This is a genomic window from Alistipes sp. i18-0019-D1, assembly GCF_042852885.1.
GTDB lineage: Bacteria > Bacteroidota > Bacteroidia > Bacteroidales > Rikenellaceae > Alistipes.
In genome coordinates this window covers 1,228,421-1,254,766 of sequence record NZ_AP031424.1, presented here as the reverse complement: position 1 = coordinate 1,254,766, position 26,346 = coordinate 1,228,421, and the positions used below count along the sequence as shown (strand labels likewise).

15 protein-coding genes are annotated in these 26,346 nt (G+C 61.9%); 1 reads left to right on the top strand and 14 read right to left on the bottom strand.

The genetic code is table 11. The annotated features are described in order from the left end of the window. Positions 1-15: 15 nt before the first annotated feature. The 9 genes from ACGHP5_RS05095 to ACGHP5_RS05055 all read right to left on the bottom strand — a co-directional run bounded on the left by ACGHP5_RS05095 (position 16) and on the right by ACGHP5_RS05055 (position 15,807). Positions 16-1,851: a RagB/SusD family nutrient uptake outer membrane protein gene (locus ACGHP5_RS05095; protein WP_290533295.1), complete on the bottom strand. Its 1,836-nt coding sequence runs from the start codon at positions 1,849-1,851 to the stop codon at positions 16-18. A 16-nt stretch (positions 1,852-1,867) separates the two neighbouring features. Further along, complete coding sequence (locus tag ACGHP5_RS05090) at positions 1,868-5,056, bottom strand: TonB-dependent receptor (RefSeq protein ID WP_337756535.1); 3,189 nt, start codon at positions 5,054-5,056, stop codon at positions 1,868-1,870. Positions 5,057-5,213: 157 nt separating this feature from the next. Beyond that, entirely contained in the window at positions 5,214-6,518 is a 1,305-nt protein-coding gene (locus tag ACGHP5_RS05085) for a glycoside hydrolase family 105 protein (RefSeq protein ID WP_390568172.1), read from the bottom strand. A gap of 12 nt (positions 6,519-6,530) precedes the next feature. After that, positions 6,531-7,727 (bottom strand): glycoside hydrolase family 105 protein, encoded by a 1,197-nt coding sequence (locus tag ACGHP5_RS05080; RefSeq protein ID WP_290533298.1) that lies wholly within the window; start codon positions 7,725-7,727, stop codon positions 6,531-6,533. 47 nt (positions 7,728-7,774) lie between these two features. Next, positions 7,775-9,178, bottom strand: a complete 1,404-nt coding sequence (locus ACGHP5_RS05075) for a family 43 glycosylhydrolase (protein WP_390568171.1) — start codon at positions 9,176-9,178, stop codon at positions 7,775-7,777. Positions 9,179-9,180: 2 nt separating this feature from the next. After that, positions 9,181-11,055: an FAD-dependent oxidoreductase gene (locus ACGHP5_RS05070; RefSeq protein WP_390568170.1), complete on the bottom strand. Its 1,875-nt coding sequence runs from the start codon at positions 11,053-11,055 to the stop codon at positions 9,181-9,183. After that, entirely contained in the window at positions 11,052-13,778 is a 2,727-nt protein-coding gene (locus tag ACGHP5_RS05065) for a glycoside hydrolase family 2 (protein ID WP_390568169.1), read from the bottom strand. The genes ACGHP5_RS05070 and ACGHP5_RS05065 overlap by 4 nt, the downstream gene beginning before the upstream one ends. Positions 13,779-13,792: 14 nt before the next feature. After that, the gene (locus tag ACGHP5_RS05060) at positions 13,793-15,484 is read right to left on the bottom strand and encodes a hypothetical protein (RefSeq protein WP_337773269.1); all 1,692 of its coding nucleotides are present in this window, start codon (positions 15,482-15,484) and stop codon (positions 13,793-13,795) included. Between the two features lie 158 nt (positions 15,485-15,642). After that, positions 15,643-15,807 (bottom strand): hypothetical protein, encoded by a 165-nt coding sequence (locus ACGHP5_RS05055; protein WP_295901833.1) that lies wholly within the window; start codon positions 15,805-15,807, stop codon positions 15,643-15,645. Between the two features lie 286 nt (positions 15,808-16,093). On the opposite strand from ACGHP5_RS05055, the gene ACGHP5_RS05050 reads away from it, so the two are divergent. Continuing rightward, entirely contained in the window at positions 16,094-20,083 is a 3,990-nt protein-coding gene (locus ACGHP5_RS05050) for a two-component regulator propeller domain-containing protein (protein ID WP_337773271.1), read from the top strand. Positions 20,084-20,213: 130 nt separating this feature from the next. On the opposite strand, the gene ACGHP5_RS05045 is transcribed toward ACGHP5_RS05050, so the two are convergent. The 5 genes from ACGHP5_RS05045 to ACGHP5_RS05025 all read right to left on the bottom strand — a co-directional run bounded on the left by ACGHP5_RS05045 (position 20,214) and on the right by ACGHP5_RS05025 (position 26,338). Continuing rightward, on the bottom strand, positions 20,214-22,112 hold the full coding sequence (locus ACGHP5_RS05045; RefSeq protein ID WP_390568168.1) for a mucoidy inhibitor MuiA family protein: 1,899 nt from the start codon (positions 22,110-22,112) through the stop codon (positions 20,214-20,216). Between the two features lie 126 nt (positions 22,113-22,238). After that, entirely contained in the window at positions 22,239-23,537 is a 1,299-nt protein-coding gene (gene argH, locus ACGHP5_RS05040; RefSeq protein ID WP_390568167.1) for an argininosuccinate lyase, read from the bottom strand. Then, positions 23,515-24,594, bottom strand: coding sequence for a M20 family metallo-hydrolase (locus tag ACGHP5_RS05035; protein WP_390568166.1), 1,080 nt, complete (start codon positions 24,592-24,594; stop codon positions 23,515-23,517). Before ACGHP5_RS05035 ends, argH begins: the two co-directional genes overlap by 23 nt. Before the next feature lie 14 nt (positions 24,595-24,608). Then, complete coding sequence (argB, locus tag ACGHP5_RS05030; RefSeq protein ID WP_290533308.1) at positions 24,609-25,382, bottom strand: acetylglutamate kinase; 774 nt, start codon at positions 25,380-25,382, stop codon at positions 24,609-24,611. Beyond that, positions 25,382-26,338 carry an N-acetylornithine carbamoyltransferase gene (locus ACGHP5_RS05025; RefSeq protein WP_295901816.1) on the bottom strand — a complete coding sequence of 319 codons (957 nt, stop codon included), beginning with the start codon at positions 26,336-26,338 and terminating at the stop codon, positions 25,382-25,384. The genes argB and ACGHP5_RS05025 overlap by 1 nt, the downstream gene beginning before the upstream one ends. Positions 26,339-26,346 lie beyond the last annotated feature (8 nt).

The following is a 26,346-nucleotide window of genomic DNA, read 5'->3' as shown; positions in this document are numbered from 1 at the left end:
TCGGTTTATACGGACCTACCAGCCGGGATTCTGCACCAGCACGTCGCTGCGCTTGATCTCGTCCAGCGGAATGGGGTAGAGATAGTTCTTGTTCTTGAAAGAGCGGGTCTGCAACTTCGTGCGGGTGTAGTACGCGGGCTGGGGCTGGTCGACGTTCATGCCGTGGAACTCGCCGCCCTGGCCGCCCTGGCCGGGCGCTTTGTCGGCGATCATCCAGCGGCGCACGTCGAAGTAGCGCTGTCCCTCGGTCGCCAGCTCGATGCGGCTCTCGCGGCGGATGGCTTCGCGCTGCAATGTCTGGTTGCCCTCGATGGCGGGATTGAGCACCTCCAGGTCCTCCAGTCCGGCGCGGCTGCGCACCAGGTTGACGTATTTCAGCACGTCGGCGTTCGTCGGGTCGACCTCGTTCAGCATCTCGGCGTAGAGCAGGTAGAACTCCGCCAGCCGGAAGATGATCACCGGACGGTACTTCGAGGTCACGGCGCCGGAGATGTTTCCGCCGTAGACCGTGCGGTTCATGCGTTTGTAGAGCAGGTAACCCGTGAGCGGGGCGCCGTCGGCTACGGAGTTGTCGTCCTTGCCGCCGCGGTAGAACTGGATCTCCTGGTTGCTCATGTGCCACTTCATGCCCGAGAAGGTGATGGTGTTGTAGAAGCGGGGTTCGCGGTCGATGTACATTTTCGATACCTGAACGCCGTTGTACGTTCCCATTTCGGCTTCGTTGGCCGGATAGAGTTCCGACTTGGGCAGGAACGAGGTGGCCTTGACCGGCTTGCCGTCCTTCATGTAGAAGTCGTCGACCAGCTCCTGCAGGACGTGGAAGCCGCCCTGGCCCTGGGGCTGCGAGCGCGGGGTGGCGAAGGTGTCGAACTTCTGCTCGCCCAGCTTGCCCCACGAGTTGGTCGAGGTGGCCCAGATGATCTCCTTGTTGTACTCCTGAAACAGGTTGTAGAGGTCTTTGTCCGGGTTGCCCGTGTTGAGCAGTTCGTAGCGGCTGCCCTGCTCGGCGTAGTCGAGGAAATCGCGGAGGCGCTCCACTGCGGTCTGGAGTTTCGAGTCGTCGCGGTCGGGGAAGAGCCGCTTGCCGTCCTTGTTGGTCAGCGCCACGGCCTCGGGCCATCCGCCGTTGAAGAGCGGGCTGGCGGCGTAGACCCACAGTTTGGCGCGCAGCGCCAGTGCGGCGCCCTTGGTGGGCACGGCGCGGAGATTCTCGTTGTCGTGGTAGGGTTCCTGCGCCATCTCCTCCATGCACTCCTTCAGTTCCCTGTCGATAAAGGCGATCACCTCGTCGAGCGAGTTGCGCGGAAGGTCGAGGTCGTCACCCAATTTCATCGAGTGGTCGACGATGGGAACCGGGCCGTAAAGCTCCATCAGGTAATAGTGGTAGGCCGCGCGCATGAAACGGACGTTGGCCTTGTAGAGTTTGATCTCCGCTTCGGTCAGACGGGCGGCGTCGGGACCTCCCTCGTCCACGATCGGACGGGCCTGCTCCAGGAAGATGTTGGCCTGCCGGATGCTCTCGTAGAGCGTGTTCCAGCGCTGCGAATTGCCGTTGGACGAGTTCCACTCGGTGTACTTGCCCGCATTGTTGGCCAGTCGCGTGTAGATTTCGTCGGTATAAGCGGTCCAGGGATTTCCCATCGGGCTGTCCGTGACCCAGACGGCCGAATAGTCCGGACGGTTGTTGAAGACCTGCGAATACCATTTCTTGGTGCGGTCGACATTGCTGAACACCTGCGAGATGTCGGAGATGCCGCCGGCCAGCTCGTCGGACACGTCGAGGAAGCTGCACGACCAGGCCGTGCAGGCCAGCAGTCCGAAGGAAAGTATTTTTACAAAATTCTTTTTCATAGTTCGTTCTCCTTGATTAGAAGTTCACTTCGAGTCCCAGCGTGAAGGTGCGGGACATGGGATAACTCATACCCTGGTTGCGGTTGCCCTGCTCGGGATCCCAGTACTCGATGTCGTCCCAGACGCAGAGGTTGTTGCCCAGCATGTAGACGCGGACGGCGTCGAGGCGGATCTTGCGGAGGAAGGTCTTGGGCAGGTTATAGCCGATTTCGAGGTTCTTGAAGCGCAGGAAGTTGCCGCTCCGGAGCCACCACGTGCTGGGTTCCTTGTTGACGTTGTGGCTGTAATGGCTGTGCAGACGCGGCATCGTGACGTCCTGACGCGGGTTGTCGGCCGTCCAGCGGTCGAGGAACAGCGTGCGGTAGTTGGACTTGTCCTCATACCAGTTGAAGGGCCAGAAGTGGTTGTTGCCCGATGCCAGCAGCACCGACGAGTTGCCCGTGCCCTGGAAGAAGGCGCTCACGTAGAAGCCTTTGTATTCGACGTTAAGTCCGAAGCCGTAGTTTATTTCGGGGTTGTAGGGGTGTCCTACGCCGCGTTTCTTGTCGTTGCTGTCGATCACGCCGTCGTGGTTCAGGTCGGCGTACTTGATGTCGCCCGGGCCGAGGGTTCCCTGCAACGCGACGGTTGGAAGTCCCGGACGCAGCTCGTAGGAGTAGGTTCCGTTGGGGTTCTGCGTGCGGATGAAGTCGTCCTCGGTGTAGAGCCGCTCGGCGATGTAGAGCGTGTTTTCGTTCACGCGCGTGCCGGTGATCCGCTGGTAGTCGTAGAGTTGTTTCAGCTCGTCGTACTCGATGATCTTGTTGCGGGCGAAGGTGAACGTACCGCGGGCGCTGACGCGGACCTTGCCGAAGTCGTGGCGGGCGTTCAGGCTGGCGTCGACGCCCCAGTTGTCCACGATGCCGTAGTTCTGCCACGGTTTTGCGTGGAAGCCGGCGACGCCGGGGATCGTGTTGCGTTCGAGCAGAATGCTCTTGCGGCGGTTGTTGAAGTAGTCGGCCGTCAGTTCGATCTGGTTGTCAAAGAAGCCCAGGTCGACGCCGACGTTGCGTTTGGTCTCGATCTCCCAGTGGATGTCGTTGTTGACGAAACGCAGGTCGTAGATACCGGCGCCCATGCCGTTCGAGGCTGAGGTTCCGATGCCCTGGTTGAAGGTGTGGCCCGAGGTGTTGAACGTCGCACGGTAGAGGAAGCGGTCGGTTCCCGTATTGTCGTTACCCGTGCGGCCCATCGAGAGGCGGATTTTCGCGTTGTTCATCACCTTCTTCAGCCCTTCGGGATAGAATTTCTCATTGGAGACGAAGTAGCTGATACCTACGGCGGGGAAGAAGCCGAAGCGGTTCTTCTTGGCGAAGGTTTCGCTGCCGGTGTAACCGAAGCTGCCCTCGATGAAGTAGCGGTTGTCGTACGAATAGGTCACGCGGCCCACGACGCTCTGCTTGCGGTAGGGAAGCACCGGATCGTTCTTCTGCTGCTCCTTCTGCATGTAGAGGATCATGGCGCCCACGTTGTGTACGTAGTTGAACGTGCGCTGGTAGTTGATGGCTCCCTCGATGTAGATCTTGCGCAGGTAGCTCGTCGAGGTGAACTTGGGATCCTCGATTTCGGGCGATCCCGACGAGGTCGTGGTGAAGATCAGGTTGCCCTCGGCGTCGCGGCCGCTGGCGTGGTAGAGGCTCGGCCAGTAGTCGCGCAGCGTCGCCGAGCTGCCGTCGTAGTCGAAACTGACGCTTCCGCGGACGCTCAAACCTTGAGTGATGAATTTCAGGTCCTGCTCCAGTTTGATGTTCGACTGGATCTTGACGCCCCACTCCTGGCGGTAGCCCTGGTTGTAGAGCATGTTGTAGGGGTTGCGGTTGTTCGAGTCGGCCTGCTTTTCGTAGCTGGCCAGCGTGCCGTCGCTGTAAATGGCCGGGAAGAGGTACGAAGGCGTGTGCAGCATGAAGCTGAAAATATCGTCGGCCGAACGGTTGGCCGTGCGGCGGTGTACGTACTGTCCCGAAAGATCGACGCTCAAGCGCGTGGTTTTGCTCACCTTCAGGTCGATGTTGCTGCGCAGGTTGTAACGCTCGAATCCGAAGTTGCTGTCGTACTTGCCGTTGGGGTTCTCCTTGAAGACGCCGTCCGACTGGTAGTAGGCCATCGAGACGAAGTATTTGGCGTTCTCGGCGCCGCCGCGGAAGTTGAGTGTGTAGCGCTGGCTGTGCACGGCCTTGCGGACCAGTTCGTCGATCCACTGCGTGTTCGGATAGAGGTCGTTGTCCACGCGGTCGCGGTAGAGCTGGATTTGGGCGGCACTGAAGCTGGGGGTGAGTCCGTCATTGGCCCGGGCTTCATTGGCCAGGTCGAGGTAATCCCACGAGTCGACGAATTCGGGCAGGCGCTGCGGCGAGGCGATCGACTGCTCGATGCGGAACGAGATTTTGGGCCGCGAGATCGTACCGCGCTTGGTGGTTACGAGGATGACGCCGTTGGCGCCCTCGGCGCCGTAGACGGCCGTCGCGGCGGCGTCCTTGAGGATGCTGAAGGTCTCGATTTCGTCGGCCTCGATGTTGTTGATGTCACGGGGAATTCCGTCGACGAGCACCAGCGGGTTGGTCCCGCCCTTGAAGGTGCTGATGCCGCGGATCCAGAATTCGGCGTCGTCGCGTCCCGGCTCGGCGCTGCGCTGGATGCTGATCAGACCGGCGAGCTGGCCGGCGAGGTTGCTCGTCAGGTTGCTCGACGAGGACTGCATCAGGTCGCGCGACCCGACGGAGGCGATCGAGCTGACCATCGCCTGGCGTTTCTGCTTGCCGTATCCGACCACGACGACCTCCTCGATCTGGTCGGTGTCGGTCAGCAGTTTGACGTTGATCACTTCGCGGCCGTCGGTCGGCAGGGTCTGCGACAGGTAGCCGATGTAGCTGACCGTGATCTGCTGTTTGGGCTGGACGTCGATGACGAAGAGTCCGTCGGTGTTGGTCGTCGTTCCGACGTTGGTGTTCTGGATGTAGACGGTTGCGCCGACCAGCGGTGCTCCGTCGGCGTCGGTGACGGTTCCGGTGATGCGTCGTTTTCCCGTTGCCACGGTTCCTTGTGCGGAGGCGCTCTGTGCGTATGTCGCGCCGACGTCCACCGACAGGAACAACAGGAGAAGCAGGGCGAGGCTTACGCTTTTCAGGGTTTTGACGCGCCCGATGCTTGTTTTATAAAAATTTTCCATACGGTTCTAAATGATTTGAGATGATAATTCGGGGCTTTCCGGGCAGCGTGTGCCCGCGGTCCGGGAGGCGGGTTCCGCCCCGGGCCGAATGTTTTTTCATTCGGTCTGTTTTGCTTTTTTCATAGGCTTGCAGGTAGGTTTAGGTTTTTAATCTCGTTTATTTCCGTTCGTTGGCCAGTTCGGTCAGCGCATAGGCGCACCACATCACGGCCGCCTGTCCGTGCAGGTCGCCGGTGTATTTTTCCCGGTCGCGGTAGTATGCGTAGCTCGAACCGGCTCCGGTTCCGCAGCAGACGTTCCGGATTTCGAAGTTGGTCTGCAGGTACGACTGCAATCCCAGCCAGCCTTTGCGGGCGACGGTGCCGTAGGTCTTCTCGTCGAGCCAGCCATTCTTCACGCCCAGGATCATCGCATAGGTGAACATGGCCGATCCCGAGGTCTCCTCCCACATGTCGCCCTGGTTGGGGTAGATCAGCTGTCCCCACAGTCCGCTGTCGTACTGGTAGGCGCTCAACGTGGCCATCATCTTCTTGTACTCGGTGAGGATGCGGTTGCGGTAGACGTCGTATTTCGCGCTTTTGGGGAGCATCCGCAGCATCTCGGGCATTCCCACGGCCATCCATCCGTTGCCGCGGGCCCAGAAGAACTTGGCGGTGGGGGCGTGGTAGAAGACTCCGTTCTCGCCCGGCAGCTGGTCGAGGTAGAGAATCATCTCTTTGGCGGCGCGTTCGATGTACTTCTCGTCGCCCGTGGCCAGATAGGCCTGCGCCTGGAGCGCCGTGATCATGAACATGTCGTCGATCCACAGACGTGTCTGGTACGAATAGCCCTGGTTGTGATAATACTCCGGGTCCTTCATCTTCTCCAGGTATTTCTTTTCGGTCGGCAGCTCCCACTGCTGGTCGGCGTAGCGCAGTCCCAGATCGAGGTACTTCTTGATGTCGGCCTCGGCCGCGCCACGCTGTTTCTTGACATAGTAGATGTGGAGCGGCACGGCACCGAAGATGTTGTAGTCCACGGCGTTGTTTTCCGTACGGGGAATCTGCGTCACGAGGCTCTTGTTCGGCTCGATGCTCTTGTCGTCCACTTCGAGGAACTGGTCGAACTTCGCCACCAGCTGGTCGAACAGGCCGTTGTTCCCGGCCGCCTCGGCATACCAGAACGCTCCCAGCCAGGCGCAGATGTCGGGGTAGGAGGTCAGCGAACTCTTCTTGGAGGAGTGCATGTCGCCCCAGTTGGAGTTCCCCGAGCGGATGAAGAGGTTCACGACGCCTTCGCCGACCGTTTTGGGGTCTTTCCGGTCGGGAAAGGTAATCAGATCATACTCTTCGACATCGGGATCAGGCTCCGGCGTGGGTTTGGGCTTTACGCCCGTGCCGGTGGTCGCCTTCTCGCTGCACCCCGCCACGCACAGCCCGGCGAGGGCGATTCCGAGAAGAAACAGTTTCAGGATTTTGCTCATAATGGGTTCGGTTTACCGGCTCGGGGCCAGTTTGTAAGGTTTCACGTCGCAGGAGAGGGCATAGGCGCACCACAGCATGGCGGCCTGTCCGTGCATGTCGCCGGTCAGTCGGCGGCGGTTCTGATACCATTCGGCGCTGTTTCGGGCGCCGGTCCCTTCGCAGACATTGCGGAGGTTGTCCTTCTCGTCGAGGTAGGAGAGCAGCGTGATCCACGCCTTGCGGGCGGCCGTGCCGTAGATCTTCCGGTCGAGCCAGCCGTTCTTCACGCCCAGGATCATCGCGTAGGTGAACATGGCCGTCGAGGAGGTCTCCTTCCACGAGTTGGGGTCGTCGATGATCTGCCGCCACATGCCGTCGTAGGCCTGGTAACGGAGCAGCGTCTCCATCATTTGCAGATAGGCCGCCTTGATGCGCGGGAGATAGGGGTTGTCCTTCGGGAGCATGCGGAGCATCTCGGCCATGCCGACGGCCATCCATCCGTCGCCGCGTCCCCAGAAGAAGGGCGTTCCGGTGTGGTGGTAGAAAAGCCCGTTGGGGCGCTGGATGCGGTCGAGGTAGAGCGCCATCTCACGGGCGGCGCGGTCGATGTACTTTTTGTCGCCCGTGACCAGGTAGGCCTGGGCCTGCAGGTCGGTGATCATGAACATGTCGTCGACCCACAGCCGCGTCTGCCACGAGTATCCCTCGTCGGCGTATTTCTTCGCCTCGGAGAGCTGCTTGTAGTGCTGCGGGTTCTCCGGCAGCTCCCACTGTCCGTCGGCGTATTTCATGCCCAGCTCCAGGTATTTCGGGTCGTGGTTGCGCTTGTAGATCTCCAGGGGCACGGCGCCGAAAACGTAGAAGTCGACGACGTTGTGGTCCTTGGGGAAGAGGTTGGGCTGCAGGTTCTTCTGCGTGGTGAACAGCGGCTCGAAACGCTCCACGAGCCGGGTGTAGAGGCTGTCGTTGCCGGTTCCGGCCGTGAACCACAGCGCGCCCAGCCACGCGCAGACGTCGGGGTAGGTGATCAGCGTGACCTTGTATTTCGAATTGATGTCGCCCCAGTGCGAATGCGGGGTCTGGAGGTAGCGTTCGGTGAGTCTCACGCCGATCTCTTCGGGCTGGCATCCCTTCGGGAAATGCTTCAGGTCGTAGCTTTTCTGCGCCTGGACATTCGAGGCCGTTGCGAGCAGCAGCAGGGTTTGTACAACTAAAAGGAACTTTTTCATGCGGTTTCCGGTGCTATTTTTCAGTTTGGTTTAAAATGCGGTGGTGTTCAGAGGGTCTCTCCCGCGGGCAGGAGCAGCGATTCGCCCCATCCGGCGCCTTCTCCGAAGTTGGGAGTTCCGTCGGCGTTCCAGGTGAACTTCTGCACGAAGGGGTAGCGCTGGCCCCAGCCGCCGTCGGAGTAGCGCATGGCGTGGTAGATGATCCAGTCCTCGGTTCCGTCGGGCGATTTGGTGAAGGTGCAGTGGCCCAGTCCGTTGACGCCCGATACGGGTTCCTTGGTGTTGTCGCAGCGCCAGAAGGCATAGCTGCCAGACTTCTGCCAGTCGGCCGGATTCATCGGGTTGCCGCTGTTCATGTCCAGCATCAGCCAGGCCAGGCGGTAGTTCTTGGTCCAGGAGGGGTTGCAGGAGTAGACGATGAAGAGTTTGCCCTTCTCCTCGTTGACGAGCACGGCGGGACCCTCGTTGATTTTGCGTCCGTCCATCGTCTCCCACGACTGCGTCGGTGTCGAGATCACGGCCAGCGACGAGGAGATGGTGCAGGGGTCCGACATCGTGGCGATGCGGATCTGCTGAATGTCGTCGGTCTTCTCGTTGCCCGACCAGACGGCGTAGCGCTGTCCCTTGAGTTCGAACGTCGTCAGGTCGATGGCGTATTCCGTGTTTTCCACCGTGGGTTTGATGCCGGGCTGGTAGTTGTCTCCGGTGTAGAGCATGCCCATGTCTTCCCACTCGCCCAGCGGGTCGTCGGTCTTCGAGCGGAGTACGCCGCTGCGCTGCGTGCTGTAGCCGGTGATTCCGTCCTGTCCGCGGCGTCCTGCGGCGTAGTATACGTACCAGCGGTCGCCGATGTGGAACATTTCGGGTGCCCAGAGGTCGGCGATGTTCCACGGCTTCGACGGACCTTCGTAGGGGAGGCTCCATTTCTTGGTGGTGCTGTTGATCACGGTGAGCCGCGTGGAGCGCGAGATGGCGATGCCGTTGCCGCTCGCCTTGCAGGTGTAGTAGTATTCGCCGTCCCGAACGATGTACGGGTCGGGCATCGTGGCGATGTTGCCTCCGAGGGTGATGGGGTTGGTGAAGGTCAGCGCCGACTGCGTGACGGTCACCTCGACCGGATTGACGCCTTCGGCGGTGAAGCGGACGATGCCCGTGCGTTTCTCCGTGTCGTTCTTCTCGTAGGAGATGCGGACCGAGAGGTCGCCCTTGCCGCTGGTGCGGTCCACGCTGAGCCACTTGCTCCGCGGCTCGGCGGTCCATGCGGCGTTCGACGACACGAACACTTCGAGCGACCCGGAGGAGTTGGAGACCATCTTCTCGTTGAAGTTGAGTCGGAGATACGCCTTTCCGGTGTCGTTGCCGCCGGAATCGTCCTTGCTGCAGTTGTTGCAGCACAGCATCATCGAGACGATGGCCAGGAGGGCCGTTAAAAAGGAAAATGTGCGTTTCATATTCAGTTTGGTTTTAGGAATTGATTCGTTGTAATCCGGCGGAGCCATTCGCGCCGGGTGGTCGTGCCGTCGGCCGTGATTTCACGTCCGGCGAGTGTGCTCCACAGCCGTGCCGTCTCTCCGTCCAGCACCCGGTCGAGTCCGGCTTCCCATTCGGGAAAGAAGCCCCGCAGCGCCAGCCGCTGCACCCGGGCGTAGTCGGGATCGTCCGCCTTGAGGTCCCGCAGGTAGACCAGCATTGCCCCGTGGCGGAGCAGCCGTTCCTGCAACGTTTCCGTTGGGATTTCGCGGACATCCTTGCGACTGTCGATGGCCAGCGCGGCGGCCGTTCCGGCAGCCTCGCCCAAGGCCATCCAGCAAGGCTCCATGCGCAGGGTCGAAAACCCGACGTGGCTGCCCGAAACGGCTGCCGGGAAGAGCAGGTTCTCGATGCGACGGGGGACCATCACGCCGTAGGGAACCGTGTAGACCGCCGTCGGGTGGCTGAAAAAGCCGTCGAGGTGCACGCGGCCCGCCTCGCGTTTGCGCACGGCGTGCGAGTCGAGGGCGTAGTGGCTTGCGGTGACCGACGCGGGGTGGAGCGGCGGCCGTTTCCCTTCGGCCTCGGGCAGGGCGTCGCCGGCGGTGAAGAAATAGCACCCTTCCAGCCGGCGTCCCTCGCGGACGTAGACCTGGCGCGGGAATCCGCCGTTGTCGCGGTATTCGTCGGCGGCGAGTCCCCATTGGAGGCAGGCTTCGCGGAAATGGGCCGGCAGGGCTTCGTCGTGCTGGGCGAACCACAGCAGGCCCAGCGTATAGTCGCGCAGCCGCTCCGCAAACCGGTCGCGCCACGCCCAGTCGGCCGTCGGCCACGGCCAGTTCTCTTCGGGCAGGTCCGTGGAGATGAGCGCGAGGTGCTGGTTGTTGGCGTCGGTCTTGGCATTGGGCAGGCGGGTCATGCTCGTGATCTTGGCCATGCCCCAGACGTCGCCGGGCGCGGCGGTCCGCTCTCCGGATTCGATGCGCCGGCGGTTCCGGGCTATGGCCGCCGAATCCGCCTTGCGGTAACGGGCGTCGGTGTTGCGTCCGTCGAGCACGTCGCCGACCAGCGAGACGTACTCTTCGCGGTCGTACCGCTCCGGCCGGGGGATCGCCAGCCGGTTCTGCGGATCGTCCGTCAGGCAGAGGCGGTAGTTGTAGGCCTGGATCGCGTCGTCGCCCTCGTAGGTCGTGCCGTCGGCGTCGGGACCGTGCTTCCACCAGCGGTAAATCTTTCCGGCGCACGGTTCGCCGTATTCGCCGGCCCCTTCGCGCCCGGTCCGGAACGGAACTCCTGCGGCGGCGCCCAGGTCGCCTTCGTAGGTGGCGTCGATGAACATGGCCCCGCTGTAATGCTCCTCCCGCCCCGTCGTGCGGTCGAGGACGCGGATCGAGACGATCCGGTCGCCCTTTTTGACTACGTAGCGCGCCTCGGCGTCGAACTGGCGGCCGGTCAGGACCGTGATCTTCCCGGGACCCGCTTCGGCGAGCATCCGCTCGAAGGTCCGCTGTGCGACGGCGGGTTCGAAGCGGTATCCGTCGCTGCAATCGCGCGCCTGCGGCGAATCCGCGCCGTAACGGCTTTCGTAATAGGCTTTGTTCAGCGCGATGAAGCGGGCGAAGAGTCCCGCCGTGGCGCCCCGCGTGGCGATGTCCGTGGCGCCCAGCCCGTTGGCCGGAAGTCCGCCGATGTGGGCCGAGCGCTCCAGAATGACGCTGTTCTTCCCCTCGCGTGCGGCGGCTATGGCGGCGGTGATCCCCGCAGGGGTCCCGCCCACGATCACCACGTCGCAGGAGTGCGTGCGGGCCTGCGTCTCGAAGGCCAGCAGCAGGAACAGGCTATGCAGCAGGAGTTTCACGGGCGATCAATTTTGACCTTGAATTCCCGGGTGTCGAGGTTGAAGCCCCTCACGACGAGCGTGTATTCCGCTTCGGGGAGTTTTCCGAGCGCCGTTTCGATACGTACCGTCCGGCTCTCGCCCGGCATCAGGCAGAGGAAGTTGTCGGTGTAGAACGAGGGCCGCACCGGTTTGCGCGCACCGTCGAGCCACTGTATCTGCGTGAAGAACGCCACCGTGCGGCCGGTGTTTTTCAGCCGGAGGTCGATGAAGTGGTTTCCGCCGTTGACCGAAGTCCGGTACGAGGCCGCGACTTTGGTTCTGGCCAGCTCGCCGAGGGCCTGGAACCCTGCCGTCGCCGGGCCGGTGAGCGTGTTGGCGCCCTTGTACTCGTTGTCCGAACGCCAGTAGAAATTGCTGCCCGCCTGTCTGCCCTGCTCGTCGAAAAGTTTCAGCTTGATGAACTGCACCGGGGTTTTCGACGCCGCGAAATCCAGCGTCAGCACGTCGTTCGCAACGCCGTCTTCGGGAAGGTCCACTCTCGCCGACTGCGCGTCGATGCGCCGCATGTCGAGGTCGTAGACTTCGGCCGTGACCCGGTAGCCGCGGTATGCGCGGTAGTGGTCGTTGACCACCGACACCGTGTTTTTCAGGTAGTCGAACTGCGGATGGAGCGGTTCGCAGGCGTTCTGCGCGGCGTAGAGCGCCGCGGTGGGTTCGAGCGACCAGTCCCACATGCGTCCGGCGACCTGGCGCACGGCCGAATTGTGATACCAGTAGAGGAATCCCGAGGTGTAGCGGTCGCCGTAGCCGAACTTGTTGTAGTTCCAGACCTCCCAGATGCTCTTGTAGTTCAGTGCGCCGAGGAACTGCGCCTTTTCGGCGAACTCCTCGATGTTCCGCGAAGGCCCGTACTGGTTGGTCATGTCGGTGTAGAGCGACGACATGAGGTGGAATCCGTTTCCGTCCGAATAGTCCCAAACCTCCCTGTTGATGGGCCACAGGTCCTTTTCGTCCATCATTTCGCGCAGGCATTCGACCGTCGGCAGGCACGGGGCGCCGTACTCGGGGTTGAAGCCGTAGACGCGGCTGCCGCGCGGCGAGGCCTTGTCCTCGTAGTGGCTCATGATGTTGACCTGTTTGTAGGGGCTTCCGTCGTGCACGCCGCCGCACTCCGACTGCATCTGGTAGCCGCGCGTGCCGTCGAGGCGCTCCAGCAGCTGCTCCATCTGCGGCATCTCGGTGCTTTCGTTCGACGAGACGTAGTAGGCCAGCGAGGGGTGGTTGCGGATGCGCTTCACCGTGGACACCACGTTCGAATAGTAGACGGCGGGGTCGTTGGGGTGGTTCGTGTCGCCCGTCATCCAGAACTCCTGCCACACGAGGATGCCCAGCGAGTCGCAGAGCTGGAAGAAGTAGTCCGATTCGGTGATGCCGCCGCCCCAGAAGCGGATGAGGTTCACGCCCGACTGGGCCGTATAGCGCAGTTCGGCCCGCGTGCGTTCGTCCGACGTGCGGAGCATGGCCTCCGGCAGCCAGTTGGTGCCGCGGATGAAGAGCGGCCGGCCGTTGACGCTGAACGTGCGCGATTTGTCCGGTGTGTCGGTCGTGGAGCTGATCTCCCGGATGCCGAAGCGCGTCGAGATCGAGTCGCTCACCTTACCGTCGAATTCGACCTTCAGCGTCAGGTCGTACAGTTCCTGCTTCCCCTTGTTCAGCGGCCACCACAGGCGCGGGTTGCGGATCACGAGCTGCGGGAACTCCTCGGGGGTGAAGACGACCTGCTTCACCTCGCCGCGGTAGAGTTTCACCTCCTTCTCGAAGCGGATGCCCTCGCCCCGGATTTCGCCGCTCACCCTTGCCTTGCGCCAGGTGTTCTGCGGGACGTAGTCGGGATAGGAGACCTCGACCGAAACGGTCTGGCGCGCCACGTCGTAGTTCGGCCTGGAGAGTTCGGATTTGACGAACGGGTGCTCCAGCCGGACCCGCCCGGTGGTGAAGACGGAGATGTCGCGCCAGATGCCGGTGTTGCGGTCGCGGATGCCGTCGAGGTAGAAGAAGTCCCATCCGACGGTCATCAGCTGGGTGACGTTGCGGCCGATCTCGCCGTTGCCGCCGTTCTGGAATTCGCCGTTTGCGCCGAACGACTTGCCGCCCTTGGGGCGGATCGTGCCCGGCATGTCCACGGGATAGACCTTCACGGCCAGGACGTTCTCCCGGTCGAAGGTGACCTTGTCGGTGATGTCGATGACGCGCTGCAGGAACATGCCTGCCGTGTTGCCCACCATGTTGCCGTTGAGCCAGATCTCCGCACGGTAGTTGATGCCGTCGGCCTGGAGCCAGACCTTTTTGCCGCCGCACTCCTTCCGGTCGAGCCGGAATTCCGTCCGGAACCAGTAGGTGTAGAAATCGCGTCCCACGCGGTAGAGGTCGGGGATGCGGTTCTTTTCCAGTTTGTTGTTCAGCCCGTAGTAGGGTTCGGGGTAGACGCCGTCGTGGACCAGCGAGTTGAGCACCGTTCCCGGGACCACCGCCGGCAGCCACCCTTCGGTCGGGAGTTCGGCCGAGGAGACCTCCTCGGAGCGTACGCCGACCTCGTCGGCACGCTTCATCTTCCAGACGAACCCTCCTCCGTGGCCGTCCGCCGAGGTCAGGGTGTGGATATATTCACGCTCTTTGAGCGCCTCCTGCGCCGGTGCGGCGACCGGGATGAGGAAAAGGAGAAACAGTAGGGTTCTGATCATTTTTCAGTCGTTTTTCAGTTGGCGAAAAATGTGGTCACGCGGTCGGGGCTGAGCATCTGCCAGAGCGATGCCACGGTCCATCCCGGTGCGAAGATGTCGTTGTAGAAGCCTTTGCCGTTCTTGCCGTAGTCCCAGGCGGTGTGCTGCACCACCTCGGGGTAGTAGCCCGTGCGGCCGATTTCGAACATCGATCCTTCGACGGGCATCAGCTGGAGCATCGAGCTTTTGATCACGGCGCTGGTGCGCGAGAAGCGGGGTTCGTTGCATGTTTCGGCCAGGAAGTCGAGCACCGTCGCGAATTCGAAGATGAAAACGTCGACGTGGTTGTTCTCCACCGAGACGTTGCCCCAGCCGCGCGAGCGGAAGCCCGCGTCGCCGAGCATCTGCCCCTGTGCGAAAGGCACGTCCCAGAGGTAGTACCACGACAGGGCGAAATAGGCCGCCTCGCGGCACAGGTCGATGTAGCGCTGCCGCTCGGTGCCTTCGGAGACGAACGTCATGTAATACATCGCTGTCGCGGCATAGAGCGACGCCTCCTTGTCCTCGCAGTTGGCGTCGAGCGTCGAGGAGAAGTAGTCGGCTTTGGAGATGAGGTTCTTTTCCAGGTAATCGGCCGTGCGCCGAGCGCTCCTGCGGTAAGCTTCGTTTTTAAAATAGGTGTATGCCATCGTCAGCGGCAGCGTGGCCGAAGGGGTGCTGCCGCCCGAAGCGTCCACGACGGTCAGGTTGTCGCGGAATTTGCGGGGGAAACTGCCGTCGGGGTTCTGGAGCGAGAGGAATTTCTCCAGCAGGGTGCGGATGCGGGCCTCCCATTCGGGATGGCTGCGGCCCTGCTGCTTCTCGTAGGCGAGGTAGTTGAGCAGGGCGTAGACGCCCTCCGACTGGCGGCGGATGCTGTATACGTCGGTCTCGCGCTCGCGCTTGAAGTCGACCACCTCGCGCAGCAGGCCGCCCGGTGTGAATCCGTAGCGCAGGTAGCTGTCGAAGATCGACCGTGCGTTCGCCGCAAGGTCCTCCCGGCCGTTGGCTTCGCCGTACTCCAGCGCATTGTAGGCGTTCAGCAGGACGCGGCCCACGAACCCGATCTCGGCGATGCCCGTGCTTTCGCAGTCGGCCGTGCGGAGTTCCACGCCGGAGGTGTATTTCAGCGGATAGTCTCCGACGTAGCTTTGGGCGAAGTATTCGGCCAGGATGGCTTTGGCCTCGGCGGGAGTGTAGCGGGGTTTGACGGGCTGGGGATCGAGCGCGTCGAAGGAGTAGTTCCACACGTCGGCCACGAACGACGAATAGGAGGGGCTGACGCCCTTGCGGAGGGTCCATGTCAGGCGTCTCGTCTCGCCTTTTTCCAGTTTCTCGAACGCCCGGACGGCGGGCGCGAGGGTCAGCTTGCGGACATAGGATCTCGGGGCTTCGCAGTAGGGGAACCCGAAGACCAGCGCGGCGTGTGCGTCGGCGTTGCGGAATCCGGTGAATCCCAGCGACGTTTTGCCCGAGAGGATGACATCTCCGTAGTTGTGGCAGGCGAGGGCTTCGCAGTCCGGCGTATCGGTGCGGAGCACCGTGTAGTAAGTTCCCGATTTTTCGTCGTAGATACCCGTGAGGGGCGTGCTCAGGCGGTCTTCCCGGACCTGCCAGCTGTCGCTGGTGTGGAATGAGGGAGCCGACTTGGGCGACCGCAGGTTCTTGTGATACCAGAACCCGGGCATGTAGAAAAGACAGTTTTCGTGGGTAAGTCCGGTGGTGAACAGCGCCTCTACATTATAATATAGGAGATCGGTCGCCGTCAGGGTGAGAACGATCCTTATTTCGTTCTCCGTTTCGGTTTTTTGCCGCCGGATGGTCAGCGGCAGCTGTTGGTCAGCCTCTAAAATTCCCCCCCCCCCTCCGTTGCGGATTCACGCAGATCGTAGGTCGCGGCAGGGTTGCCCGGGGTTTTCAGCGTAATCCGTTCCGACAGGCGGCCCTCCATGGCGGAGGTTTCACCGGCGATCGCGCAGCAGGCAAACAGGATGGATAAGCACTTTTTCATCGGTTACATTCAGCCGGCAGCCGCTCCCGGCGTGCCGTTTCAGGTTTAGGTGTTTTTTGTCAGAACAAAGGTAGAAAAGGGAAAATCGGTATAAGAAAATATAGTCGCTATTAACGCAAAAATCATCTCAATTTTGTCTCTTTTGCGGGACGAGCGGGTATTTTTGATGTGTTAAGTATTTGATATTGTGCATGTTGTGTGAACGGTTGCTTTCGTTGCACGCTTTTCGGGGTGTTTTTTTGTGATTTAAATTTATCTATATTTGTTTTACTAACCTAAACATCGTATGGGAAAATTCTATCCGCTTGTCCTTGCGCTTTTCTGCGGCGTTTTTCCGGGCCGTGCGCAGTCGATCCATTTCGACCGGCTGGACATCAACGACGGATTGTCGCAGAATACGGTCACCTCGATCATTCAGGACGACAAGGGTTTCATGTGGTTCGGCACGAAGGACGGGCTGTGCCGTTACGACGGGAAGTCGTTCAAGACTTTCATGCACGATCCGCGCCTGACGACCGGACTGGGGAACAGCCTCATCAAATGCCTCGTCGAGGACCACGACCGCAGAATCTGGGTCGGCACGGACTCGGGGCTTTACATCTACGATCCCGAAATGGAGCATTTTTCCGCCGTGCCGCTTTACGCCGACGACGGGAAACCGGTCACCAAGCCGGTTCCGATCCTCGACTGCGACCGGGAGGGCCGCGTCTGGATCGTCGTGGAGAATAACGACGTTTACTGCTACGATCCGCAGACCCGGCAGGTCGAATGCCGCTACAAGCCGCGGAAGACGCTGCGCAGCCTGGCGAGCGACAAGAACGGGGTCATCTGGTTCGCCGGCTACGGCGGAGGGCTTTACTACACCGAGGACCGGTTTGCGAACGTCAAACCGTTCCTCGACGCCGACGGGCGGGAGATTTACCCCAAGGACATCATCTCCTGCATCTGTTTGAGCGACTACAACGAGATGTACCTCGGTCTGGAGGAGCAGGGCGTTGCGAAGCTGGACCTCGTCACAGGGACGGTCACCCGGCTGCAGCTGTCGGACAATCCCGCGGCGCCGCTCTTCGTGCGGCACATCCTGCAATACTCGCCCGACGAACTGTGGATCGGGACCGAGTCGGGCATCGTCGTCTACAACATCCGCACCCGGCGCTACCAGCACCTGAAAAGTTCCCCGTACGATCCCTATTCGCTTTCGGACAATGCCGTCTATTCGCTCTGCAAGGACCGCGAGGGCGGATTGTGGATCGGTTCCTTCTTCGGAGGCATCAACTACCTGCCCCAGCGGAATTCCGATTTCGAAAAGTATTACCACACCGACGATCCGCACAGCCTCCGGGGGCGCCGCGTGCGCGAGATCTGCCCGGGCAGCGACGGGCGGCTCTGGATCGGCACGGAGGACGCCGGGCTTTACCAGTTCGACCCCGCGACCCGGTCGTTCGGCTTCTTCGCCCCGAGCCGGGAGTTCACCAACGTCCACGGACTGCTGATGGACGGGGACGACCTCTGGGTGAGCACCTTCTCGAAAGGCATCCGGGTGATCGACACCCGGACGGGGCGTATCCGCAAGTACGACAACGACAACAAGCCGGGGCGTCTTTTCAGCAACTACGTTTTCGCGCTCTGCAAGACCAACAGCGGGCGCATCTACGTGGGAACGATGCACGGCCTTCAGTATTACAACCGCGAGACGGACCGTTTCCTTCACGTCCCGGAGATCAACGGCGGCAAGATGGTCCACGACATCCGGGAGGATTCTGCCGGGAACCTCTGGGTGGGAACCTCGTCCAACGGTGTCTACCGCTACGATGCGCGCAACGACGTCTGGACGCAGTTCCTGCACGACGCCGACGATCCGAACTCGCTTCCCTACGACAACGTCACGAGCGTTTTCGAGGACAGCAACCGGCGGATATGGCTCACCACCGAAGGCTCGGGCTTCTGTCGTTTCGACCCGGCCGGGCAAACCTTCGTCCGTTACGGTTCCTTCGACGGTATGCCCAGCGACGTCGTGTTTCAGATCATCGAGGACGACCAGGGCTATTTCTGGATCACGACCGACCGGGGGCTGGCGCTGTTCGATCCCCGGACGGGGAGCGTCAGGCAGGTCTACACCGTGACCGACCGCCTGTTGAGCAACCAGTTCAACTACAAGTCGGGTTACAAGTCGCCGGACGGAATCGTCTACTTCGGCTGTATCGAGGGGCTTGTCTCCTTCAATCCTGAGACGCTCCTCGGCCGCAAGACCGACTACGTGCCGCCGATCTACATCACCGGTTTTTCGCTGCTGAACGAGAAGGTCGTCGTCGGAGGCCGTAACTCCCCGCTGCGCAAAAGCATCATCTGCTCGGATTCGGTCCGCCTGAAGCACGACCAGAACTCGCTGTCGCTCCAGATCGCCGCCTTGAGCTACCGCGAGCCGCAGACCAGCCGCCTGCTCTATAAACTCGAAGGCTTCGACGACCGGTGGCGGCAGTACACGCCCGAGAGCGCCACGATCACCTATTCGAAAATCCCCTACGGCAAATACAATTTCCGGGTCCGGCTGGCCGACGGCTCCGGCAATCCGGATGCGGAGTCCGAAAAGCGGCTTTTCATCGAGGTTTCCCCGCCGTTCTACCTCTCCACGGCGGCCTTCGTCGTCTACGGGCTGCTCGCGGTGGGGGCACTCGTGCTGACCGGGATTTACCACACGCGCCGCAACATCCGCCGCCAGCAGCAGCATATCCAGGCTTTCGAGCGGGAGAAGGAGCGGGAGCTGTACAACGCCAAGATCAGCTTTTTCACCAACATCGCGCACGAGATCCGCACGCCGCTGACGCTGATCAAGGGACCGTTGGAGAACATCCTCGCCAAGCAGAAGACGATGGACCGGAACATGGCCGAGGACCTGATCGTCATGGACCGCAACACCAACCGCCTGCTCGACCTGACCAACCAGCTGCTGGACTTCCAGAAGATCGAGAAGGAGCACCTGTCGCTCAACCTGACGCGGCAGAACGTGTCGGACATCGTCGAGGAGACCTTCTACCGGTTCAGCTCTTCGGCCAAGCAGCAGCACAAGACCTTCGAACTGGAACTGGGCGGCGGGGAGGCTTATGCGCAGGTCGACCGCGAGGCCTTCACCAAAATCTTGAGCAACCTGCTGAACAACGCCCTGAAATATTCGGAGACGATGATCCGCGTCGAGCTGACGATGCTGGACAACGCGTTCCGTGTCACGGTGACCAACGACGGCGAGGTCGTGCCCCCGGAGATGCGCGAGGCCATTTTCGCCCCCTTCTTCCGCCATACCCGGAAAAGCGAGTCGACGGGGACGGGCATCGGGCTGGCGCTGTCGCGCTCCCTGGCCGAGCTGCACCACGGCACGCTGGTCATGGGCGGCGACCGGGAGCTGAACGAGTTCATCCTGACCATTCCGGTCTGCCGGCAGGAGGCCGCGGATGCCGGGGACCCCGCCTCGGAGGAGAATCCCGAGAGCATTTCCGACGAGCGGGGCGACCCGGGCTGGGAGGCTTACAGCATCCTGGTCGTCGAGGACAATCCCGAGATGTGCGCCTTCATCCGGCGGCAGGTGTCGGAGAACTATTCGGTGCTCACGGCCGAGAACGGCGTCGAGGCGCTGGAACTGCTGGAGAAGAATTTTATCAACCTGATCGTCAGCGACATCATGATGCCCAAGATGGACGGCATCGAGCTTTGCCGGCGGGTGAAGAACGACCTGCGTTACAGCCATATTCCCCTGATTCTGCTGACGGCGAAGACGAACCTCCGTTCGAAGATTTCGGGCATGGACGCCGGGGCCGACGCCTATGTCGAAAAGCCCTTTTCGTCGGACTACCTGCTGTCGGTGATCGCCAACCTGATCAAGAGCCGGCAGAAATTGAGCGAGGCCTTTTCGAAAAATCCCCTGGTGCTGGCCAACACCATGGCGACCTCCTCGGCCGATACGGACTTCATCGTCCGGCTGCAGGAGATCATCCATGCGAACCTCAGCGATCCCGAGTTCAAGATCAACGACATCGCCGAGATGGTGCACATGAGCCGGGCGAGCTTCTACCGCAAGATCAAGGGCGTGCTGGATATGACCCCGAACGATTACCTGCGTCTCGAACGGCTGAAAACTGCAGCCCGGCTGCTCAAGGACAAGCGTTACCACATCAACGAGGTCTGCTACATGGTCGGGTTCAGTTCCACGTCCTACTTCGCCAAGTGTTTCCAGAAGCAGTTCGGCGTGCTTCCGAAAAAGTTCGTGAGCGACACGGAGCAGTAGCCCTGCGGCCCGGGATCGGCAGGGGACGGTTCGGCCGGCCTCCCGGAAAAGGAATCGCCCCTGCCGGAACAATTTCCGGCAGGGGCGAAATCGTAGGGAACGGAGTCGTCGGGCCGTCCCTTTTCCCGGGTCACTCGATTGCCAGGCTGCGGCCTTTGGGATATTTCACCGCGTAGCGCAGGTGCAGTTCGCGCTGCTCTCCGGGTTTCAGTTCCAGCCTCCAGGCGACGATGCCGCTCTCCTTGTCCAGCCGGCCTCCGCTCAGCTCCTCGGCCGATACGGCGATGGTGCTGTTGCGCGATACGGGCAGCTGGTCGGTGAGCGTCAGCACGACGGGTTCCGGGCGTGTGTTGCGCACGGTGAACTTCCACGCCACGGTCTGTGTCTGGTTCGAACCGATGGCGCGGCGCGACGAATAGTCGTTCTCCTTGGTGCGCTCGATGCGGATGCTTCGGTCGCGGCCCATCGAGAAGCGGAGGGTGTCGCTCGTCTGGCCGGGATCGAGGATGCTCTTGCCGACGAACGTGTTTTCGAAATAGACGTTGGCCTCGCCCTGCAGCAGGTTGAGTTTCTCCCAGCCGGTGGCCTCCGCCACGAGGAAGGCGTCCTTGTCGATCTTCGGCGTGCTCTGGTAGATATAGGCGGCCGGCAGGTCGAACCTCCCGATTTCGGCTGCGACGCTCTTGCCGTCTGAAGGGATGGTGTAGGGCTGTCTGATTTCGAACTCGTAGCCCAGCTGGTTCTGCGTCTGCTCCACCTCCATCACGGCGCTCTCGGCGTCGAAGTCTGCAAAATCGACTTCCACCACCTTCCTGTCCGAAGCCGCTGTGCCGCGAATCCGGACACCCGGTGCGGCGCCTGCCAGCTGGTTCGAAACGCCGTATCCCACGACGACCGCTTCGTCCAGGGCCGTCGCGTCTTCCTGCATCGTTACGTTCATGCTGTTGCCCGTGATTCGCTCCGTCCGGGGTGTGTAGCCGACGTAGCTGAATTGCAGGCTGGTCGCTCCGTTGGGAACGGTGATCGAGTAGCGGCCCTGCACGTCGGTCGAAGTCCCGACGGTGGTGCCCGGCACCATTACGGTCGCTCCGGGCAGGGGTTCGCGCTGCTCGTCGAATACGATGCCCGACACGGTGTTGCTCGTCAGATTGAGGTTGTAGCGCGGAGGGGCGAGTCCGTAGTCGAGCCACCAGGTCCGCAGCTGCGGGGCGATGCTTCCCGTCGTGGGATTCGACGAAGAGAGCGTCAGGGCGACGTTTTTCCACTCCTCCTTGGTGTTCTGGAAAATATTGGCCTTGTAGGAGATCTCCACCGGCTCCGACAGCCCGCCCGAACGGATGTCGTAGGAGGGGAACCATCCGGCGTTGCGGACGTAGTAGGTCAGCGTGAACGATCCCCTGCAGGCCGCAGGGGCTTCGATCCGCACCTCCACTTCGCTCATCGGGACCGATTGTTTGCCGCCCAGATTCACCAGTTCGGCCAGAATCTGCCGTCTGCGCTCGTTGATTTTCTCCTCTTCCGCGTCGAGGGAGCGCGCCTTGCTTTTCAGCTCTTCCAGCCGTGCGGCATAGTACTCGTTCAGCTCCCTGATGGCGGCCAGCGGGGTGGCGACGTTCCGGTTGGCGACCGAGCAGTTCGTTTTCAGCAGTTCGCTCTCCGCATCCACGACCTCGCGCGAGGCCTTCAGGCGGTTCAGCTGCTGCTGCGTTTTGTCGATCTCCTGTTCCAGCGCCTGCCGGCGGGTCGAGCGTTCGAGGCTGTCGGTGTGGTTGAAAACCCGGTTGACGGCCGTCACCGTGAATGGCCCTTTGGCGCTGACCTGCATGCTCTTGTCGTCCAGATAGGGCGACAGCCCGGTGAATACGACGGTCGAATTTCCGGCCGGGAGGTCGATCTGCCGGGAGCGCGTCACCTGCGCTCCGTCGATGAACAGGGTTACCTGCTCCACGGAGGTCTTCACCTTCTGCTCTCCCGCTGCGGAGAGAGTCGCTGCGCCCAGTCCCAGCAGCAGTAACAGCGTACGTTTCATGTCCATAACTTTGTCGTTTGGATTGGTCAAGACAAAGTTAGCAAAATATTCCGAACGCCCAAACGTCCGCACCTGCTGCCCGCTCGCATTTGCTGCCTGCGCCGCACCTGCTTTTCGCCGCCGCGCCTACTCGAACTCCCGCAGCACCCGCTCCATCTTGCGGCGGATTTCCGCCGTGCAGAGGTTGCCGATGCTGCCCTCGTGGGTGTGGTTCACCTCGCGCGTGGGGCTGTATTCTCCCTTTTGGACGGCGATGCCCACCTGCTTGTAAGCCTCGCGGAAGGGCGTGCCCGCCAGCACCATCCGGTTGACGTCCTCCACCGTGAACAGATAGTCGTATTTCTTATCGTCGAGGATGTGCTCGTTGACGCGGATGTGCGCAAGCATGAAGTCGCACATGGCGAGCGTGCGTTTGATTTCCGTCGTCGCCGGGAAGAGGATGTCTTTCAGCAGTTGCAGGTCGCGGTGGTAGCCCACGGGCAGGTTCGTCGTCAGCAGCGCGATCTCGTTGGGGACCGACTGCAGGCGGTTGCAGCGTCCGCGCATGATCTCGAAGACGTCGGGATTCTTCTTGTGGGGCATGATGCTCGACCCGGTGGTCAGCTCGTCGGGCAGCGACACGAACCCGAAATTCTGGCTCATGAACAGGCATACGTCCATCGCCAGCCGGCCGATCGTCGCGGCCACGGCGGCAATGGCGGACGCTGCGGCGCGTTCGCTCTTGCCGCGGCTCATCTGCGCCGCCACGACGTTGTAGTGCAGCGCCTCGAAGCCCAGCAGACGGGTGGTCATCGTGCGGTCGAGCGGGAACGACGAACCGTACCCGGCGGCCGATCCCAGCGGGTTCTGGTTGGCGATGTGCCACGCTGCGGCCACCAGACGCATGTCGTCCACGAGCGTCTCCGCATACGCCCCGAACCACAGCCCGAACGACGAGGGCATGGCGATCTGGAGGTGGGTGTAGCCCGGCATCAGCACCTCCTTGTATTTTTCGCTCTGTTCCTGCAGACGGTCGAAGACGGCTTTCACCGCGTCGGCGATCTGCCGCAGTTCGTCGCGCAGGAACAGTTTGAGGTCCACCAGTACCTGGTCGTTGCGCGAACGTCCCGAGTGGATTTTCTTGCCCGCGTCGCCCAGCCGGCGGGTGAGCATCAGTTCTACCTGCGAATGAACGTCCTCCGTTCCGGGTTCGATCTCGAAACGTCCGGCTTCGATCTCCGCGGCAATTTCTTTCAGGCCTGCGGTGAGTTTCTCCAGCTCCTCGCGGGTCAGCAGGCCGATCGTTTCGAGCATGGCGATATGCGCCAGCGACCCCTGGACGTCGTAGCGCGCCAGGCGCATGTCCAGTTCGCGGTCGTCGCCCACGGTGTATTCCTCGATCATTTTGTCCGGCTCGTAGCCTTTATCCCAAAGTTTTCCAGCCATATTCCTGTGCTAATTTTTCGATGTACTTTTCATAAATGGCGATTCCCTCCGCGATCTCCCCGAGGAGGACGAACTCGTCGGCCGTATGCGACCGCGACGATTGTCCGGGACCCATCTTGAGTGCCGGGAAGGGCATCAGCGTGCGGTCCGAAGTGGTCGGCGAAACATAGGTTTCGCGCCCCGCGGCCACGGCGGCCTTCACCAGCGGATGTTCCCCGCCGACCGCTGCGGCGCGGATGCGCGTCGACCGGGGCACGGCGTCGGAGCGGAGGGCCGCCCGCAGGATTTCGACCGTCTCCTCGTTCGAATAGGCGTCCGTCGTGCGGACGTCCACGACGAAACGGCACGTGTCGGGCACGACGTTGTGCTGCGTGCCCGCCTCGATCTGCGTTACGGCGATTCCGACCGGCCCGAGCAGTTCCGATTCCCGTGCGAAGCGGAAAGAGCGCAGCTGCGCGATGTCGTCCAGCGCGATGTAGAGGGCATTCACCCCTTCTCCGCGCGCCGCATGGCCGCTTTTGCCGTGCGCCGTGCAGTCCAGGACGACCAGTCCCCGTTCGCCTGTTGCGGCCTGCATGCCCGTCGGTTCGCCCACCAGCGCCATGTCCACTCTCCCCAGTGCGGGCAGCAGGGCGCGGATGCCGTTTTCGCCCATGCACTCCTCCTCGGCCGAGATTCCCAGCACCAGGTTGAAGGGCAGCGCGCGCGCGCGGAACGTCAGGAAGGTTTCGACGAGACATACCACCGAAGCCCCCGCGTCGTTGCTCCCCAGCCCGTAGAGCCTTCCGTCCTCGACGGTGGGCGCGTAGGGGTCCCGCGTGTACGATGCCGCCGGACGCACCGTGTCGTGGTGCGAATTCAGGAGCAGCGTCGGACGCGCCGGATCGAATCCCTCCGAACGCACCCAGACGTTGTTCGCAAGCCGTTCGGGCGTCGCGCCGCGTTCGGCGAGGAACGCCGCGAGCAGGTCTGCCGTGCGCGCTTCGTCGCGCGACACGGAAGGCGTCGCGATCAGCTTTTTCAGCAAGTCGATAGCCTCTGTAACTGTTTTATCCAATTCCGAATTGTGAATTATGAATTTCGAATCACCGTTCCGCCTCCGTCCGAAATATTTTCGGAACTCCGGATCGTCACGCTACGCACCCCTTTTTCGACGGCTTTCAGGGCGTTCTCGATCTTGGGGATCATCCCTTTGCTCACGACGCCGTCGGCCTTGAGCGGCGGATAGGTTGCGGCCGTGATCTGGCGGATCAGCGTCGTGTCGTCGTCCGGGTCGCGCAGAACCCCGGCTTTCTCGAAGCAGAAAACCAGGTCCGTCGGGGCAATCTCCGCCGCACCCAGCGCCACGGCCGAAGCCACGCTGTCGGCGTTGCAGTTCAGCAGGGTCCCCCGCCCGTCGTGCATGATGGCCGAGAAGACGGGCACGATGCCCCCTTCGAGCAGTCTGCGCAGCAGCGCGGAGTCCACCCGTTCGATGTCGCCCACGAATCCGTAGTCGACCGGCTGGGGGCTGCGGCGCCGGGCCGTGACGGCGTTGCCGTCGGCTCCCGACAGCCCGAGGGCGTTGCACCCCGCGGCCTGGAGTCCTGCCACGACCTGCTTGTTGATCAGTCCGGCGTAAACCATCGTCACTACGTCCAACGTTCCCTTGTCGGTGATGCGTCGTCCGTCGACCATCTGCACCTTCAGTTCCAGCCGCTCGGCAAGGCGCGTGGCCAGTTTGCCGCCTCCGTGCACGAGGATTTTGGGACCTTCCAGCGCCGCGAATTCCCCGAGGAACCGCTTCAGCGCCGCGGGGTTGTCGATGACGTTACCGCCTATTTTTACGACCGTGATCCGTTCCATTATTCCAGACCCTCCAGCAGTCGTTTGAGTACCACCTGTGCCGAAATCTCGCGGTTCGCGGCCTCGGGAATCACCAGCGAACGCGGCGATTCGATCACTTCGTCCGTGACGATCATGTTGCGTCTTACGGGCAGGCAGTGCATGAAACGGGCGTTGTTCGTGAGCGCCATTTTCTCCGCATCGACCGTCCATGCGCGGTCGCGCGACAGCACCTTGCCGTAATTGGGGTCCGCATAGGCGGCCCAGTTCTTGGCGTAGACGAAGTCGGCGCCTTCGAGGGCCTTGCGCTGGTCGTATTCGACGCGCGCCGTGCCCACGAACTTCGGGTCCAGTTCGTACCCTTCGGGGTGGGTGATCACGAAATCGTAGCCCGCAGCGTTCATCCACTCGGCGAACGAGTTGGGCACGGCCTGCGGCAGGGCGTTGGGGTGCGGCGCCCAGGTCATCACGACCTTCGGGCGCTCCACGGCCTTGTGCTCCTCGATGGTGATCAGGTCGGCGAAACTCTGCAACGGGTGGCGCGTCGCGGCCTCCATCGAGAAGACCGGACGGCCCGAGTAGCGGATGAACTGCTCCAGCACGCGCTCCTCGTAATCCTCGGCTTTGTCCTGAAACCGCGCGAACGAGCGCACGCCGATCACGTCGCAGTACGACCCCATGACCGGAATGGCTTCCAGCAGGTGTTCGGCCTTGTCGCCGTCCATCACCACGCCCCGCTGGGTTTCGAGTTTCCACGCCCCCTGGTTGACGTCGAGGACCATGACGTTCATCCCGAGGTTCATGGCGGCCTTCTGGGTCGAAAGCCGTGTGCGGAGGCTTGAGTTGAAGAAGAGCATCAGCAGCGTCCGGTTGCGGCCCAGCCCCGTGAACTGGAAGCGGTCGCGCTTGATCTCCAATGCTTCGGCGACGGCCTGACGAAGGTCGCCGATGTCTTGTACGCAGGTGAATTTTTTCATAGAGGTTC